Origin of the sequence: Ochrobactrum sp. P6BSIII (assembly GCF_014138065.1) — a bacterium.
In the GTDB taxonomy this organism is placed as follows: Bacteria; Pseudomonadota; Alphaproteobacteria; order Rhizobiales; family Rhizobiaceae; genus Brucella.
Map to the genome: position 1 here is coordinate 293,638 of NZ_JACGXB010000005.1, position 17,281 is coordinate 310,918.

Genomic DNA, 17,281 nt, shown 5'->3' on the forward strand with positions numbered 1-17,281 from the left:
TTTGCTCTATTCCATGGCGATGGTGTGATCGACTTCCTGCGCGATCTTCGGCTTGCGGAGCAAAAGAACGAGCGGCATCGCCATGAGCGACATCAGCATCAGTAGCTTGAAATCATCGATATACGAGATGACCGTCGCCTGCTGCGTGATGATATTATCAAGCAGCGCGCGACCGGCAGCCGTGGTCGGGTTGAGATATTGCGAAACAATCGCGCTGTCGAAATTATGATTGAACGGCGTGACATAGGCGCTGATATCCGCGTGGTTGGCCTGAACATTTTCTGTCAGAAGCGCTGAAACCACCGAAATGCCGACGCTGGATCCGATATTGCGCGAGAGATTGTACAAGCCGGTGCCATCACCGCGCAGATGGGCGGGGAGGGTGGAAAAGGCAATCGTGGTCAGCGGCACGAACAGGAAGCCGAGACCCGCGCCCTGAATGAAGCCAACCCGCACGATAGTCCATTGCGAAATATTGGGCGTCCAGCCGGTCATTTCATACATGGCCCAGGCGGTCAGTCCGAGACCGGTCAAAAGCAGATAGCGTGAATCGACACGGCCAATCAGCTTGCCGACCAGAAACATGCAGGCCATGGTTCCCATGCCGCGCGGACCCATCACGATACCGGCGGTGGTAACCGGATAGCCCATCAGTGTCTGGAGATAAGGCGTCATCAATGCCAGCGACGCCAGATAGGTCACCCCGATAATGAAGATGAAGAGCATACTCACCGCGAAATTGCGGTCCAGAAACAGCTGCGGTTTGACGAAAGAATTCTCCGCGGTGAATGTGTGCACAACAAGCAGGTAAAGCGCTGCCGCACAAACCAGCGACTCGATGATGATTTCGCTCGATGAAAACCAGTCCATCTGCTCGCCGCGATCGAGAAACAATTGCAGCGAAGCAATGGCGAGACTGAGGAGACCGAAGCCGGTCCAGTCGAGACGCGCCATTCGATCTATCTTGGTTTCGGACACGAAGACCATGATCCCGGCAAAAGCCAGCGCACCAATCGGAACATTGATATAGAAAACCCAGCGCCAGCTCATATTATCGGTGAGCCAACCGCCGATGACGGGTCCGAGAACCGGCCCAACCATCACTGAAACGCCGAAAAGCGCCATGGCGGAGCCACGTTCTTCCAGCGTGTAGATATCGAGCAGAATACCTTGCGACAGCGGCACCAGCGAAGCGCCAAACAGGCCCTGCAAAAGACGGAAGCCGACAATCTGCGGCAGGGATTGTGCAAGACCGCAAAGGACGGAGGCCACAACGAAGCCCGCAATGGCCGCCAGCAGCACCCGCTTGCGGCCGAATTTGGCGGCAAGAAAGCCTGACGGCGGCGTCATGATCGCGGCCGCCACGATATAGGAGGTCAGCACCCAGTTGATCTGGTCGGCGCTTGCCGAAACGCTGCCCTGAATATAGGGCAGGGCGACATTGGCAATCGTCGTATCCAGCGCCTGCATGATGACCGCGAGAATGACGCAAGCGGTGATCGCGCCGCGATGTGCGACGATAGACGCGCCGGAAATGGCGACGTTAGACATGGTTTCCACCGCCGAAAAGATTGGTAATGAAGCTCGGCAGACCGCGCGGGTGGCCGGTATCGACTTCAACATTGACGCTCATGCCGACACGCAGCGGCGGCTGGCCGCTCTTATTGTCGATGCTGACACGCATGGGGATGCGCTGCACGACCTTGACCCAGTTGCCAGACGTATTCTGGGCTGGCAGCAGCGAGAAGCTGGAGCCCGAAGCCGGGCTGATGCTGGCGACTTTGCCTTCCCAGCGCGCATCGGGATAGGTATCGACCGAAATCGTTACGGGCTGGCCGGGTTCGATCCCCGTCAGTTCGGTTTCCTTCGGATTGGCGGTGATCCAGAGATGATCGGATGAAACCAGCGAGAATGCCTGTTGCGCGGCTTGCAGATAGGAGCCGACCTGCAGGCTGTTCACATTGGTGACGATGCCGTCAAACGGCGCGCGAATGGTGGCGTCATTGAGCTGGCGCTGGGCCTCATCCACCTTGGCCTTGGCTTGCAGGTAAAGCGGGTTCTGTTCCACAGGCTGGTCAGCATTGCCGCCAAGCTGAGCCAGCGCCGACTGGGCCTGCGCCTTGGCCACGGCAACCTTCTGCTGGGCAGCATCGAGATCGTGCTTTGCCTGATCGAATGTCGCGCGCGATGACGCGCTGGTCGCCACGAGATCCTGCTGCCGCTTGAATGTGGCCTGATAGAAAGGCAGATCGGCTTCGGCCTGCGTGATTTCGGCAAGCGACTGCTGATAGCTGGCCTGAAGACCCAATATCTGGTTGCGCACCTGGCCGAGTTCGGCCTGCGCACCTTCAAGCGCAATGGCAAAGGAATCCGGCTTCAGGCGAAACAGCACCTGACCGGCTTTGACCAGCTCGTTTTCATGCACATCAATGCCGGCAACAAGTCCCGAAACATCGGTCGAGATGCCCACCATATCGGCCTGTACATAGGCATTATCTGTCGAAACATAGCGCCCGCCAGTGACGTAGAAATAGCCGCCGACAACAAGCGCCAGCGGCAGAAGCGAAAACATCATGCGGCGGCGCTTCAACCGGCGACGTGCGGCGATGTCGCTCGCGCTCGGCTTCAGGGTCGCGTCGATGGAGCTTTGCGGCTGCGCGGCCGGACCGGTGCTTTCGGCGTGGGTTTCCTGACGTGCTTCAGGCTCATCCCGTTCGATAGCGGCGGGATGTTTTACGATATTGGACGTATCAGTCATGATCTGTATCTTCGTTGACGATTTCAGGACTTGCGGGAGACCGGCAAGCCCGGGAGAGATTGTCTTTCATCGACAGGAGGGTCTGGATCAGCTGTTCCTGTTCCGCCTGCGAAACACCTTCAAGCGCCTCGGCCCGCGTCTGGCCGCCGAGTTCGCGCATATCTTCCAGAAGCGGCATCGCCGCCTCGCATATGTAAATCAAATGCGCACGCCGATCGGTCGGATGGGGCCGTCTTTCGACAAATCCCTGTTCGACGAGCCGGTCGAGAATGCGCGTAAGGGTTATAGCCTCCACGTCCAGCAGATCAGCCAGACTGCGTTGCATGATCCCGTCATTCTTCGAGAGGAATGCCAGCGTTTGCCACTGGGCCCGTGTCAGGCCAGTTCCGCGGGCGCGCTGTTCAAAACGTTTGCGAAGAAGGCGGGCAACATCATGCAACAGAAAACCGAGAACGCGGGTGTCCGCCACTTGTATGCCCACTTATTTATAAGCTACCTTATTATTTGCAGCTTATGACAAATGTCTTGAACATGGCAAGCGAATTGGACCGCCGGCTTGCGCCAGCGATGTCACAATCACGTGACAACTTGTTGGGAGAGGGCGCTGACGATCAGTGCGCTGGTTGCGGCGCGACAACTTCCAGCCACTGTGCGCGATAGGCGGCATAGGTGTTGCCGGAAGCATCATCGTCGGGATGATAGGTTCTGCCGTGCTTTTCCTGGGGCGCAGCACCGGCCAGAAGCCCAGCACCAGTGGCCGTACCGGTTGATCCGGCAATGGCCTCAACCTCGCGCCCGGAGAAATTCGCCAATGCTTTCAGATAAATAGCATTTTCAGAAAATGGACCTTCGACCACAATTGGTCCCTTGGCGCCCAATAGGCCAAGACAGCTTTCCGTCATCAGCGCGGCATAGATGCACGCAGCTGCATAGCGTTCGGCATCGCTTGCCTGATCCGCATTGCGCCAGCGCAGATGCGTGTCAGGGAAAGGGCCGCAGCCCGGAACAGCTGAAGGCTGAGCCATAATCCTGCGATGCAGAACCTGTACGGCAAGCCTGTCGTATTCAGCAGGCGAGGGCTTTTGCAGCCCTTCGGTCATCAGATCGAATTCGCGCCCGCCCATATAGCGCGCCGAAGGCACGGCCCGCCCATAGGCGTCAACATTGGCGAGCGTATCGCGTTTCGGGTCCAGCTGGTCGAGATTGCCGCCGACGGCGAAGCTCACCACCCATGTGCCCGTCGAAACCACCGAAAACGGGCCTTTGCGATCCATCAAATGTGCGAGCAGCGATGCGTTGGAATCGTGAATGCCGCAATGCACCGGAACAGGCGAGGGCAGTCCGATATTGGTCGCGATCTCCGGCAGTAGCGGCCCTAGCGCATCGAAGGCGGAGCGCAGCGGCGGGAATTTTTCGCGAATGTTCAGTAGGTCGACAAGCGCCGAAAAAGCCGATTGCTTCGGCAGCCACAAATCCGTGTGGCAGCCAAGCGATGTCACTTCCGATGCGGCAATGCCGGTCAGACGCCATGCCCAATATTGCGGGTAGGTGAATATGAAATGCGCGCGCGCGAAATCGGCAGGAAAGACCGTTTTCAGATAGTGAAGCTGCGCACCGAGATTGAGGCCGAGCGACAGGGTCGGCGAAAATGTATCGCGAAAATCCGGCTTTATGGCCGCATAGGCGGCGCGGATTTCGGCTGGATATTCGAGTTCGTAGTCGAGAACCGGCATGGCCAGTGTGCCGTCTCTAGCGACAAGGACTGCTGACGCGCCATGCGTGGTGATGGAAATGGCATCGAAGCCCGGCTCTTGCGCAAATTCCGCCAGGCTTGCCAGAAAGAAGCGCCACAGCGCCTCGATATCATAATGCGGATAGGGACCGTCGCGCAGAACGGTGTTCGGCATGCGGCGCGCGGCAATTTCCTCACCGCCTGCCGCATCGATCACGACGACTTTGGCATTGGTCTTGCCGATATCGAGAATGGCTATGCGCTTCATGACATGTGAAACACTGGCTTGAGATCGACAGAAACCGGTGAATTGTCGGGGTTCGTCGCCATGATGTCGGCCATATGCGCCCACCATTTCTTCATGACGGGATGGTCGGGCAGGGCCGCCATGCCGTGTCCGGCGCTGCGCGTCAGCACGCCGAACAAAATGTTGGTTTCTTCATCGAGATAGATCGCATAGTCCGACACGCCAGCCGTGTGCAGAAGTTCGACCAGTTCGGGCCAGATCTCGTCATGGCGGCGGCGATATTCCGCTTCCATGCCCGGATTAAGCGTCATGCGAAATGCATAGCGTTCGGCCGTCATGTCGCGCGCCTCCCCTTGAGCTGCCGGATGAGGATCGGCAGCGAAATGGTGACGATGAGCAGGAGGCCGATAAAGATCGACATGACGATGCCCGGCACGTTGAGAAGGCCTAGCCCGAAGGTCACAAGGCCCATCACGAAAGCCGCAATCACCACGCCGACAATGGTGCCCGATCCGCCGAGGATCGATACGCCGCCCAGCACGACCATGGTGACGATTTCCAGTTCCCAGCCTTGCGCGATGGATGGGCGCGTGGAGCCGAGGCGCGAGGTCAGGCAGACGGCGGCGATGCCACTCATCACGCCGGTCATCAGGAAAAGCACGAATTTGGTTTTTTCAACCGGAATGCCGGAAAAGCGGGCCGCGAACTCATTATTGCCGATGGCATAGATGCGGCGTCCAAAGCTGGTGGCATGCAGCAGAACGCCAAACAGCACAGCGAACAGAATGAACAGCGCGAATTCGAACGAGAAGACCCAGAACACATAGCCTTGCCCGAAATAGGCAAAGCTCTCCGGATAGCCGCCAAAGGCCTGATCGCCGAGCACGATATAGGAAATGCCGCGGAAAAGGCTCATCGTGCCGATGGTTACGACGATGGATGGCAGTTTCAGCCCGGCCACCAGCCCACCATTGATTGCGCCGCAGACAAGGCCGGTGCCGATGCCGATGCAGACCAGACCCGGCGTGCCGACACCAGCCTGCGCAGCCGCACCCATCGCGGTCGAGGAAAGCGCAATGATGGCGGCGACCGAGAGGTCGATTTCACCGGAAATGATCAGAAGCGTCATCGCAAAGGCGATCAGCGCCTTTTCGGTGAAGTTGAATGTGGCGTCGGAGAGGTTCCACGCATCGAGGAAATAGGGCGAGGCGAAAGAATTCGCGATGAAGATCGCAATTGCCACGCCAAGCAGCAACATTTCCCAGCTTGCAAAGATGCGCGAGAAGGGTGTTCCGAGGCGGTCGGGAATATGACGGCGCTGGTCGTTCATGTCCGTCTGGCTCATGCCGCAACCTCCTCATAAGTCTTCGCGGCCTTGTCGCGCAGGATGATGCGTCCACGCCGCTTTTCCTGCCGCGCATTGAAAATCACCGCCAGAATGATCACGGAACCGGAGATCGCCATCTGCCAGAAGGGCGATATGTCGATGACCGGCAAAGCGTTCTTGATGACGCCGAGAAACAGCGCGCCCAGAACGGCACCGGCAACTGTGCCGATGCCGCCAAGTGTCGAGATGCCGCCGATGACGCAGGCCGCAACGCTGTCGAGTTCGAAACCGGCGGCCACATCCACATAGGCGACGGCATAGCGCGACACCCAGAGATAGCCGCACAGTCCGGCGAGCGCACCCGAAAGCACAAAGGCGAAGAAGCGTGTGCGACCAACATCGATGCCGGTATAGACGGCGGCGGTCGGATTGCCGCCGGAAGCATAAAGGGCGCGACCGAAGAATGTCCGCGTCAGCAACACATAGACGAGCGCCACGATCAGGATCGCCGTCCAGCCGAGGAGCGGCAGGCCGAGAAAAGGCGTGCGTGGCGTGTTGAGGAAGGGCGCTGTCATCTGATGCGCATTCACCCATGCGCCGCCGGACAGCACAAAGGCCATGCCGCGATAGATGGTGAGTGTGCCAAGCGTGACGACAATTGCCGGAATATTGAGCTTCCAGACGAGAATGCCGTTGATCGCGCCCAAAACCGCACCGATGCCGATGGCAAGCACGATCAGCAGCACCAGAGGCAGGCCCGGATAGGTGGCGTTGAGCATTGCCACGGCCATGCCGGTAAAGGCGAGATTGGCAGCAACCGATAGATCGATGGATTTGGTCAGGATCACCGCCATCTGTCCAAGCGCGATGATGATCAGGATCGACGTGTCGTTGAAGATGCCCGCCAGATTGCCGACGCTGGCAAAGCCCGGCGCGCGGCTTGCAAACAGGCCCACCAGAAGCGCGATGATGACGAGGAGCAGGAGTTCCCGCTGTTTCAGCAATTGTTTCATGATCTACTCCGCAGCCTGCTCGGCATTGCCTGTGGCGGCGCGCACCAGCACTTCCGCGTCGAGGCTTGCGCGTTCGAAGACGCCTTCCATAAGGCCTTCGCGCATAACCATCACACGGTCCGACATGCCGATGATTTCCGGCAGTTCCGACGAGATCATGATGATGCTGAGTCCCTCGGCGGCGAGCTCGCTGATAAAGGCGTGAACCGCGGCCTTGGAGCCGATATCGATGCCCTTGGTCGGCTCGTCGAGAATGATGACCTTCGGATTGGTGGCGAGCCACTTGCCGATGACGACCTTCTGCTGATTACCGCCGGATAGCGTTCCGACCGGTACGGAAAGGGCGGCAGCACGCAGGTCGAAGCGCTCGGCATATTTGCGCGCCAGCGCCAGCTCTTCCGCCATGCGCAGAAAACCATTGCGCGAGGTGCGGGCGAGCGACGGCAGCGAAACATTCTGAAAGATCGGCAGTTGCAGCACCGCGCCGTGACGTCCGCGCTCTTCCGGCACATAAACGATGCCATGCGCTACCGCGTCGCCGGGGCGGCGGATGCTGATCTCGCGATTTTCAAGCGTCACACGGCCACGCGATGGCTTGGTGATGCCGAACAGCGATTGTGCAAACTCCGAGCGCCCGGCGCCGACAAGACCGTAAACGCCGAGGATTTCGCCCTTGCGCAGTTCAAAGGAAATGTCGCGAAACTCGGTCGGGTGCGAATAGTTTTCAACCTTCAGCACCGGCTTGCCGATGGCGACATCCTGCTTGGGAAAGGCCTGATCGACAGACCGCCCGACCATCATCCGCACGATATCGTTTTGCCGCGTATCGGCAAGCGTACCGTGGCCGACGGCGTGCCCGTCGCGGAAAACCGCATAATTATCGGCGATTTCGTAAACTTCATCGAATTTGTGGCTGATGAACAGGATGGCTTTGCCCTGCGCCTTCAGGCGCGCCACGATGCGAAACAGGTCGTCCACTTCCTTGCGCGACAGGGCTGCAGTCGGCTCGTCCATGATGACGATGCGCGAATCCACCGACAGCGCGCGGGCAATGGCGACCAGATGGCGCTGGGCGATGGACAGTTCCTTCAGCTTGATGCGCGCGTCGACGGTCGTTTCCAGCGAGGACAGCAAGGCTTGCGAACGGGCATAGACGGCCTTCCAGTTGACGAAGCCGAATTTCGTGCGCGGCGCATGGCCGAGATAGATGTTTTCGCCCACCGACAATTCGTCGAAGAGCACGGTTTCCTGATGAATGGCCGTGACGCCGTGATCGGTCGCATCCTGCGCCGTCGCCAGATGCACCGGCTTGCCGTCGATGAGGATTTCACCTTCATCGGGCTGGTAAATGCCGGTGAGGATTTTCACGAGCGTGGATTTGCCCGCGCCGTTCTCGCCGATCAGTGCGGTCACCTTACCGGGATAGAGCGCGATATTGACGTCATCGAGCGCACGCACACCGGGAAATGTCTTGGCAATGCCGCGCATTTCCAGAATGGGCTGGTCCGTCATGGCAAGCACCGTCTGCTCACCGCTGGAATCGCCGCTTGAGAGAAAAGCTGCATTCATTGCAGACACCTGAAATCGATTCTGGGGAACGGGAGGCGGCACCCGTTCAGCGAATGCCGCCTCTTTTTAAAATGCGCATCGTGTCCGAAAACCGTTTCACACTTTTCGGGATGCGCTTTCCGATCAGAAGACCTTGGAGAACTGGTCGATGTTCTTCTCGTCATAGACGAAAGGATCGCTCATCGCGGCTTCGCCGTTTTCGCCGATCTTGATCTTGCCCATGCGTCCGGCATCGATTTCGGAGCCCGGCTTGCCATCAGCATCACCCTTCACGAGGTGATAGGCGATCTGGGTTGCGGAATAGCCGAGATCGATCGGGTTCCAGATGGCGAATTCCTTGGTCGCGCCGGACTTGATGGCGCCAGCCATTTCGGACGGCAGGCCGAGGCCCGTCACATAGACATCGCCGATCTTGCCGGCATCCTTTACGGCCTGCGAAGCGGCCAGAACGCCCACGGTCGTCGGCGCCACGATGACCTTGACGTTCGGGTTCGACTTCAGGAGGCCCTGTGCTTCACGATAGCTCTTGTCGGCCAGATCGTCGCCATAGACGGTCGTGACCAGATTGAGGCCCGGGAAGTCCTTGAGCTGCTTCTTCATCTCGCCGATCCAGATATTCTGGTTGGTCGAGGTGGTGGTGGCGGACAGGATCGCGAAATCGCCCTTGCCGTCCGGCAGGTGATCGGCTGCAAGCTTCAGGCACATCTTCCCGATCAGCTCGTTGGACGATGGGTTGAGATGCACGATACGGCCAGCTGGAGCCACACCCGAATCCCACGAAATCACCTTGATGCCGCGCTGGGCAGCCTTTTTCAGCGCCGGTACGACCGCATCCGGGTCGTTGGCGGAAATGGCGATGGCGTTGACGCCCTGGGCAATCAGCGAATTGATGACTTCAATCTGGCCTTCGGCGGTTGTGGTGGTCGGGCCGGTATAGATGACCTCGACGCCGCCAAGTTCCTTGGCGGCTTCCTGCGCACCCTTGTTGGCGGCTTCAAAGAAGCCATTGCCGAGCGACTTCGCGACGAGCGCGATCTTGATGTCGGCGGCCTGCGCCTGACTTGCCATGAAGGCGACAGCCAGTGCGGTACCAAGTGCGAGTTTCTTGAAAAGCTTCATGTCTCATTCCTCCCAGTATAAAGACATATGTTTCACGATGATCCCGGCATTGGCCGGGATGATAATAGAGTTGGCTCAGGCAACCTCGGCGGAATCCCCCTGTTCGCCGCCCTTGCCGGCATTTGCGGAAACCTGCGCTACAATCAGCCGGATACCCGCATTTTCGACCATCCGCCGCGCCTCATCGGAAATGCCGTCATCGGTGATCAGCGTGCTGACACGGTCGAGCGGGCAAAGGATGAGGCTGGAACGGCGGGTGAATTTCGATGAATCGACCATCAGGACAAGTTCGTCCGCCTGGCCCATCAGTTTCTGTTCGCTCTGGATGATCAGCGCGTCGGATTCCATCACGCCGAGCGGGCTCACACCCTGACAGCCCATGAACATGCGCCGACCGTAAAAATTACGGATGACGTCATTGTCGAAAGGCGAAAGGATCAGGCTCTGGTCGCGATAGATCGCGCCGCCGGGCACGATCACCGTGCTTTTCGACTGCCGCAACAGATGTTCGGCAATAGCGAAGGAGTTGGTCAGCACCTGAAGGCGGCGTGCCGTCAGATAATGCACCATCTGGAATGTCGTGGAGCCGCCGTTGATGATGATGCTGTCGCCTTCATCGCAAAGCGCCACAGCTTCGCGGGCGATGGCGCGCTTGCGATCACCATTTTCAGACTCGGAAACCTTGAACGGACGCCCTGCCAGACTGCCGAACTGCGGCGGATGGATGGCTTCGGCCCCACCGCGCACGCGCTTGATACGGCCCTGCATATGTAACGATGCGATATCGCGCCGAAGGGTCGCTTCGGACGCCTCCGTCAATTCCACCAGATCCTGAATGGTGATCACCGGTTTCTCCTGAACAGCGCTCAGGATGATGCGGTGGCGCTCTCTTTCGTGCATCGCTCCTCCTGCTTCCATCTATTCTCATATTGCTGGCGCATGTCAATCACAAACAATCAATAATTCGCACATGTGTGAAATATTTGATCGGTTATGATTGTTTATGATTGACAGTATTTCGTTTCATGCGTCATATCTGCCGCCAACATGATCGCTCGCGCATGGGAAGGATATGCGCGCTGCGATTGGCCATAACCTGGCATAACTGACTTGGGAGGATGATATGGTGGTCAGCAATCAGCTGCTCGATAATCGCTGGGACGACGCCAAGGCGGCAACGCTGGATGAGCCGGGAAAGCTGCTTTACCGCTCCAATCTGCTCGGGTCTGACAAGCGCATCACCAATTACGGCGGCGGCAACACCTCTGCCAAGGTCGAGGAAATTGATCCGCTGACCGGCGAAAAGGTTCAGGTTCTCTGGGTCAAGGGTTCGGGCGGCGATGTCGGCACCATAAAGCTCGACGGTTTTGCCACGCTTTATCAGGACAAGCTGGATGCGCTGAAGGGCATCTATAAGGGCGTTGAGGATGAGGACCGCATGGTCGGCTTCCTGCCGCACTGCACCTTCAACCTCAATCCGCGCGCGGCATCCATCGATACGCCGCTGCATGGTTTCGTCGCTTTCAGCCATGTCGATCACATGCATCCCGATGCGATCATTGCGATTGCTGCCTCCAGGAATTCCCGCGAGCTGACGGCCGAGATTTTCGGTGACGATATTGGCTGGCTGCCGTGGCGTCGCCCGGGCTTCCAGCTCGGTCTCGATCTCGAAGCTTTCGTCAAGGCGCATCCGCAGGCCAAGGGCGTTGTCCTTGAAAGTCATGGGCTTTTCACCTGGGCCAATGATGCGAAGACGTGCTACGAAACCACGCTCGCTATCATCAACAAGGCCATTGAATGGCTGGACCGGAAGACGGCGGGCAAGGCCGCATTCGGCGGTGCTGTCACACAAAGCCTGGCTGCTGCGGAGCGTCGCGCCATTGCGGCGCGTCTGATGCCGGAAATTCGCGGGCTCATCGGCAAGGAAGAGCGCAAGCTCGGCCATTTCGATGATCAGGATGCGGTGCTGGAATTCGTGAATGCGAAGGAATTGCGCCCGCTGGCCGCTTTGGGCACATCCTGCCCGGATCATTTCCTGCGCACCAAGATCCGCCCGCTGGTCGTCAATTTTGATCCGGCCAAGCCGGATGTCGACGCTATCGTTGCCGGGCTTGAAGATGCGCTGGAAGCCTATCGCGCCGATTACAAGCGCTATTATGAAGCCTGCAAGCACGACAATTCGCCGAAGATGCGCGATCCCAATCCGGTGATTTTCCTGATCCCCGGCGTCGGCATGCTGTCTTTTGCTCGCGACAAGGCGACGGCACGCATCGCTGGCGAATTCTATGTCAACGCGATCAACGTCATGCGCGGCGCATCCGCTGTATCCGAATATCAGGGTCTACCGGAACAGGAAGCCTTCGACATCGAATATTGGCTGCTTGAGGAAGCCAAGCTGCAACGCATGCCAAAGCCGAAAAGCCTTGCCGGGCGCATCGCGCTTATCACCGGCGGCGCTGGCGGCATCGGCTATGCTACCGCCGAGCGGCTGGCGGGCGAGGGCGCATGCGTGGTTCTGGCGGATATTGACGCAGAATCGCTCAAATCCGCTCACGCCAATCTGTCAAAGCGTTATGGCGCCGATCAGGTTCGCAGCGTCGAGTTGAACGTGACCGATGAAAAGGGCGTCGCAAACGCCTTTGTCGAAGCCAGCGTCGAGCTGGGCGGCATCGACATTCTGGTCTCCAATGCAGGCATCGCGTCATCGGCTCCGGTCGAAGCGACCGAATTGTCGATGTGGAACCGTAATATCGACATTCTGGCGACCGGCTATTTCCTCGTGTCGCGGGAGGCCTTCCGCCTGTTCCGCCGCCAGAAGATCGGCGGCAATGTGGTGTTCGTCGCTTCCAAGAATGGTCTGGCTGCTTCACCCAATGCATCCGCCTATTGCACGGCCAAGGCTGCTGAAATCCATCTGGCCCGTTGTCTGGCGCTGGAAGGCGCTGATGCCGGCATCCGCGTCAATGTCGTCAACCCCGATGCAGTTCTGCGCGGATCCAAGATCTGGGACGGCGAGTGGCGCGAACAGCGCGCGGCATCCTCCAAGATCGATGTTTCGGAGCTGGAGGAGCATTATCGCAAGCGGTCGCTGCTGAAGCTCAATGTCCTGCCGGAAGATATTGCCGAGGCGATCTATTTCCTCGCCAGCGACGCTTCGGCTAAATCCACCGGCAACATCATCAATGTCGATGCCGGGAACCAGCAGAGTTTCCCACGTTGACCCTATAATCTGGAATGTTCTGGGAGGAACCATGTCCGATCAACGTATTTCGGCGGATTTCATCGCCGAGCATAATTCCGGTTTCGAAAAGGCGCTGAATAGCGATTATCAGGCACTGGGCGCGCAGCTGGCGCGTCGCGGCATCGAGATCGATACCGTCACCGACAAGGTGGCAAGCTATTTCGTCGCCGTGCCTTCGTGGGGCACGGGCACGGGCGGCACCCGTTTTGGTCGCTTTCCGGGCGGCGGCGAGCCGCGTGGCATTTTCGACAAGCTGGACGATTGCGCCGTTATCAACGAGCTTTCGCGCGCAACGCCGAATGTCTCGCTGCATATTCCGTGGGACAAGGCAGACCCGAAGAAGCTGAATGCCCATGCCTCAGCGCTGGGTCTCGGCTTCGACGCCATGAATTCCAACACGTTTTCGGACGCGGCTGATCAGAAACTGTCCTACAAATACGGATCGCTCACCCATGTCGATGCGGCGGTGCGGGCGCAGGCTGTTGACCACAATCTCGAATGTATCGAAATCGGCAATGCCATTGGCTCCAAGGCGCTGACGGTCTGGCTCGGCGACGGGTCCAATTTCCCCGGCCAGCAGAATTTCACCCGTGCTTTCGAGCGCTATCTGGTCTCGATGGGCGAAATCTATAAAGCGCTGCCCGATGACTGGCGCTTGTTCTCCGAGCATAAAATGTATGAACCGGCCTTCTATTCGACGGTGGTTCAGGACTGGGGCACAAATTATCTCATCGCCTCGACGCTTGGTCCCAAGGCGCAATGTCTGGTCGATCTCGGCCACCATGCGCCCAACACCAATATCGAAATGATCGTGGCGCGGCTGATGCAGTTCGGCAAACTCGGCGGTTTCCATTTCAACGACAGCAAATATGGCGATGACGATCTCGATGCCGGTTCCATCGATCCCTATCGCCTGTTTCTGGTATTCAACGAGCTGGTGGATGCCGAATATCGCGGCGTGAAGGACTTTAATCCGGCGCATATGATCGACCAGTCGCACAATGTGACTGATCCGCTGGAGAGCCTCATTTCGTCGGCAAATGAAATCCGCCGCGCTTATGCGCAGGCGCTGCTGGTGGACCGCGAGGCGCTGGAAACCTATCAGCAGGAAAACGATGCGCTGATGGCATCCGACACGCTGAAACGCGCCTATCGCACCGATGTTGAACCGATTTTGGCCGAAGCCCGTCGCCGCACTGGCGGGGCGATCGAACCGATTGCCGCCTATCGCGCCAGCGGTTATCGCCAGAAGGTCGCAGCGGAACGCCCGGAAAGCAAAAGCGACAGCGGCGCTTTCAATTGACACACTGAATGACGTGAAATACAGCGCCGGCGAAGTTTTCTTCGTCGGCGCTGGTCTTTTATACCCGACCGTAAATATCGTCGAAACGCACGATATCGTCTTCGCCGAGATATTCGCCGCTCTGCACTTCGATCAGAACCAAGGGCAGAATGCCCGGATTTTCCAGACGGTGCTTGAAGCCGCAGGGAATATAGGTCGACTGGTTGTTGGTCAGCAGAATTTCCCGGTCGCCATTGGTCACTTTGGCCGTGCCGGACACGACGATCCAGTGTTCGGAACGGTGATGATGCGCCTGTAGGCTCAGGCGTCGTCCGGGCTTGACCTCAATGCGCTTGATCTTGAAGCCGTCGCCTTCTTCCAGCACGGTATAGGTGCCCCATGGTCGGTGGGCGGTGCGGTGCAGTTTCGCGGCTTCGTGGCCGTCAGCGCGCAGACGGTTGAAAACCTTGCGCACATCCTGCGCCTTGTCGCGATGGGCGACAAGCAGCGCGTCCGGCGTATCGACGACCAGAAGGTCGTGCACACCGACAAGGCTGACCAGTCGGGTTTCCGACAGGACAAAACTGTTGGTCGTGTCTTCCAGAACGGTCTCGCCGCGCAGACGATTGCCATCGGCATCCGGATTAATCAGGTCGGCCATGGCTGCCCAGGAACCGATATCCGACCAGCCGCATGAAACGGGAATGCAGGCAATATTGTCGGCCTTTTCCATGATGGCATAATCGATGGAAATGGCCGGTGTCGCCGCAAAATCTTCTTTCGGAATCTCGATAGTCGTGGTGTCGCCATTGACGCCGCGGCGCGCATGTTCGAGCGAAGCCTGCACGCCGTTGAAAATCTCCGGCGCGTGGGCGCGCATCGCTTCCAGCATGGTTCGCGCGGTAAAGCAGAACATGCCCGAATTCCAGAAATAGCGTCCGCTCTCGACATAGGCCTGCGCGGTTTCGGCATCGGGCTTTTCGACAAAGCGCAGAACATCCACGCCATCCGCCTCGATATAGCCAAAACCTGTTTCCGGATGATCGGGCACAATGCCGAATGTCACGATGCGACCGGTTTCGGCAAGCTGCCGCGCCTTTTGAACCGCTTCCGCAAAGGCGGGTTCGTCTTCGATCAGGTGGTCGGCAGGCATCACCAGAAGCGTGGCGTCCGGGCCGTAGGTCGCGGCGGCATGCATGGCCGCAAGCGCCACCGCAGGCGCGGTATCGCGCCCCAAGGGTTCCAGCAGAAACGCATTATCGGTCTTGGGCGCCTTGGCGTCCGCATAGGCGTCGAGCGTCAGAAACAGAAAATCGCGATTGGTAACGGTCAGGATGTGATCGACGCCTTCAAGCCGTGCCGCCCGGTTATAGGTCTTGCCGATCAACGTGCTGCCGTCTGGCAGTTCGATGAAGGGCTTCGGGTGGGCATCGCGCGAAAGCGGCCAGAGCCTTGAACCGGAACCGCCGCTGATGATGACAGGAATAAAGCTCATTGCTCAGGCATCCTTTGTTGCGTTGCGGGCGATATCGAGGCCCATGGCCAGAAGTTTAACGGCCTGGTTTTCATTGGCCGCTTCCACATAGCAGCGTAATTCCGGTGCATTGCCGGAAGCGCGATAGTGGACGGCATTGCCGGAATGGAAGAACAGTTTGACGCCGTCAATGGCCTCCGACCGGATGATCGCATCCGTTGCCGGAAACAGCGCCTTGCGCCCGGCTTCATCCTTGAGGATGGCGAGAAATGCACCGCTCTTTTCCTGCGGGACGTTCTGTAACCGATCGCTAAGCGCGATGCGGAAGTTGAAAGCCGCGCCAATTTCCGCAAGCGGCTTGCCCTGCTCTTTGATCATGCTCAGGCAGGCGAGGATCGGCAGCAGCGCATCGCGGGTCGGCAGTGCGGAAAGCGTGTGGCCATTGCGGGTGCTGTCGCTGCCCAAAAGCACGCCGCCATTGGCTTCGAAGCCGACGACAATCTTTGCGCCCTCGGCCTTGGCGCGTGCCATGCCTTCGATGACATAAGGAGAACCGACGCGGGTTCTGACAACGCGGTCGAAACGCCCGCATTCTTCCAGCGCTGCATTGGAGGTCACTGGCGTGACGATGGTGTCCGCGCCGATCCAGCTCGCGGTAATTGCGCCGACGAGATCACCGCGCACGAATTGGCCGCGCGCATCGGCAATCAAAGGTCGGTCCGCATCGCCATCCGTGGAAACGATGGCGTCAAGGCGGTTTTCCTTAGCCCACTGGTCGAGAAGCCGGATATCTTCCGGGCGCAACGCCTCGGTATCCACCGGCACGAAAATGTCGGAGCGCCCAAGCGCGAGGGTTTCCGCGCCAAGCGCGGTCAGAATATCCGTTATAACATCGCGGGCGACAGACGAGTGCTGGTAGACGCCGACGCGCAGGCCTTTGAGGGCGCCGCGCCCCAGATAATCGATATAACGTTTCTCATAGGCGCTGGTCGCTGTGGCGCTTTCCGCGATGTTGCCGGAGTGCCTTGCGGTGAGGTCGGTGGGCAGGGCGGTATAGGCCGCATTGATCGCCTGCTCGTCGTTCTTGTCGATTTCGCCATCGGCCCGATAGAATTTCAGACCATTGCGATCATCGGGGATATGGCTTCCTGTGACCATGATGGAAGGTGCACCTTTCGCCATGGCGTGGAAGCTGAGCGCCGGGGTGGGCAGCACACCGCAATTGACCGGCGTAAAGCCGCCGTCTTCTATGGCCGCCATGCAAAGGGCGGCAATGTCGGGACTGGATGGGCGGAGGTCCCGTCCGACGAAGACCTCCGCTCCATTTTTCAGCTTGCCGCTTTCGACGAGCATGCGCACGAAGGCGAGCGAATAAGCATAGGCGGGCAAGCCGTTCAGCTCGTCCGCCAATCCCCTGAGACCGCTGGTGCCGAATTTAAGGGAACTGCCACTCATGCCTTCACTCTGCCTTCTTGCGAAACTGCACCATCAGGGATGGTCAGATATCTTATAACCTTAT

At 58.7% G+C, this 17,281-nt stretch carries 14 protein-coding genes; 2 read left to right on the top strand and 12 right to left on the bottom strand.

The window, feature by feature from the left end; translation table 11 throughout:
• Positions 1-6: 6 nt before the first annotated feature.
• From FHW00_RS09500 to FHW00_RS09545, 10 genes are all read right to left on the bottom strand, one after another.
• The gene (locus FHW00_RS09500; protein ID WP_078338176.1) at positions 7-1,551 is read right to left on the bottom strand and encodes a DHA2 family efflux MFS transporter permease subunit; all 1,545 of its coding nucleotides are present in this window, start codon (positions 1,549-1,551) and stop codon (positions 7-9) included.
• Positions 1,544-2,758, bottom strand: coding sequence for an HlyD family secretion protein (locus FHW00_RS09505; RefSeq protein ID WP_078338175.1), 1,215 nt, complete (start codon positions 2,756-2,758; stop codon positions 1,544-1,546). Before FHW00_RS09505 ends, FHW00_RS09500 begins: the two co-directional genes overlap by 8 nt.
• Positions 2,751-3,227 (bottom strand): MarR family winged helix-turn-helix transcriptional regulator, encoded by a 477-nt coding sequence (locus FHW00_RS09510; RefSeq protein WP_078338174.1) that lies wholly within the window; start codon positions 3,225-3,227, stop codon positions 2,751-2,753. Before FHW00_RS09510 ends, FHW00_RS09505 begins: the two co-directional genes overlap by 8 nt.
• A gap of 142 nt (positions 3,228-3,369) precedes the next feature.
• The gene (locus FHW00_RS09515) at positions 3,370-4,758 is read right to left on the bottom strand and encodes an FGGY-family carbohydrate kinase (RefSeq protein WP_078338173.1); all 1,389 of its coding nucleotides are present in this window, start codon (positions 4,756-4,758) and stop codon (positions 3,370-3,372) included.
• Entirely contained in the window at positions 4,755-5,075 is a 321-nt protein-coding gene (gene rhaM / locus FHW00_RS09520; protein WP_078338172.1) for an L-rhamnose mutarotase, read from the bottom strand. Before rhaM ends, FHW00_RS09515 begins: the two co-directional genes overlap by 4 nt.
• Complete coding sequence (locus FHW00_RS09525; RefSeq protein ID WP_078338171.1) at positions 5,072-6,082, bottom strand: ABC transporter permease; 1,011 nt, start codon at positions 6,080-6,082, stop codon at positions 5,072-5,074. Before FHW00_RS09525 ends, rhaM begins: the two co-directional genes overlap by 4 nt.
• The gene (locus tag FHW00_RS09530; RefSeq protein WP_078338170.1) at positions 6,079-7,077 is read right to left on the bottom strand and encodes an ABC transporter permease; all 999 of its coding nucleotides are present in this window, start codon (positions 7,075-7,077) and stop codon (positions 6,079-6,081) included. The genes FHW00_RS09525 and FHW00_RS09530 overlap by 4 nt, the downstream gene beginning before the upstream one ends.
• 3 nt (positions 7,078-7,080) lie before the next feature.
• Entirely contained in the window at positions 7,081-8,646 is a 1,566-nt protein-coding gene (locus FHW00_RS09535; protein WP_078338169.1) for a sugar ABC transporter ATP-binding protein, read from the bottom strand.
• Positions 8,647-8,769: 123 nt separating this feature from the next.
• A complete protein-coding gene (rhaS, locus tag FHW00_RS09540; RefSeq protein WP_078338168.1) occupies positions 8,770-9,765 on the bottom strand; it encodes a rhamnose ABC transporter substrate-binding protein in 996 nt (331 codons plus the stop codon).
• 75 nt (positions 9,766-9,840) lie between these two features.
• Positions 9,841-10,665, bottom strand: a complete 825-nt coding sequence (locus FHW00_RS09545) for a DeoR/GlpR family DNA-binding transcription regulator (RefSeq protein ID WP_078338167.1) — start codon at positions 10,663-10,665, stop codon at positions 9,841-9,843.
• Between the two features lie 223 nt (positions 10,666-10,888).
• Between FHW00_RS09545 and FHW00_RS09550 the strand changes: the two genes are divergently transcribed.
• A complete protein-coding gene (locus FHW00_RS09550) occupies positions 10,889-12,985 on the top strand; it encodes a bifunctional rhamnulose-1-phosphate aldolase/short-chain dehydrogenase (RefSeq protein WP_078338166.1) in 2,097 nt (698 codons plus the stop codon).
• 31 nt (positions 12,986-13,016) lie between these two features.
• Complete coding sequence (rhaI, locus tag FHW00_RS09555; protein ID WP_078338165.1) at positions 13,017-14,309, top strand: L-rhamnose catabolism isomerase; 1,293 nt, start codon at positions 13,017-13,019, stop codon at positions 14,307-14,309.
• 58 nt (positions 14,310-14,367) lie between these two features.
• Here the strand turns inward: rhaI and FHW00_RS09560 are convergent, their stop codons facing one another.
• Together FHW00_RS09560 and FHW00_RS09565 are read right to left on the bottom strand one after the other, a co-directional pair.
• Positions 14,368-15,783: a mannose-1-phosphate guanylyltransferase/mannose-6-phosphate isomerase gene (locus FHW00_RS09560; protein WP_078338164.1), complete on the bottom strand. Its 1,416-nt coding sequence runs from the start codon at positions 15,781-15,783 to the stop codon at positions 14,368-14,370.
• A 3-nt stretch (positions 15,784-15,786) separates the two neighbouring features.
• Positions 15,787-17,217 carry a phosphomannomutase gene (locus FHW00_RS09565; protein ID WP_182514646.1) on the bottom strand — a complete coding sequence of 477 codons (1,431 nt, stop codon included), beginning with the start codon at positions 17,215-17,217 and terminating at the stop codon, positions 15,787-15,789.
• Between the last annotated feature and the right edge of the window lie 64 nt (positions 17,218-17,281).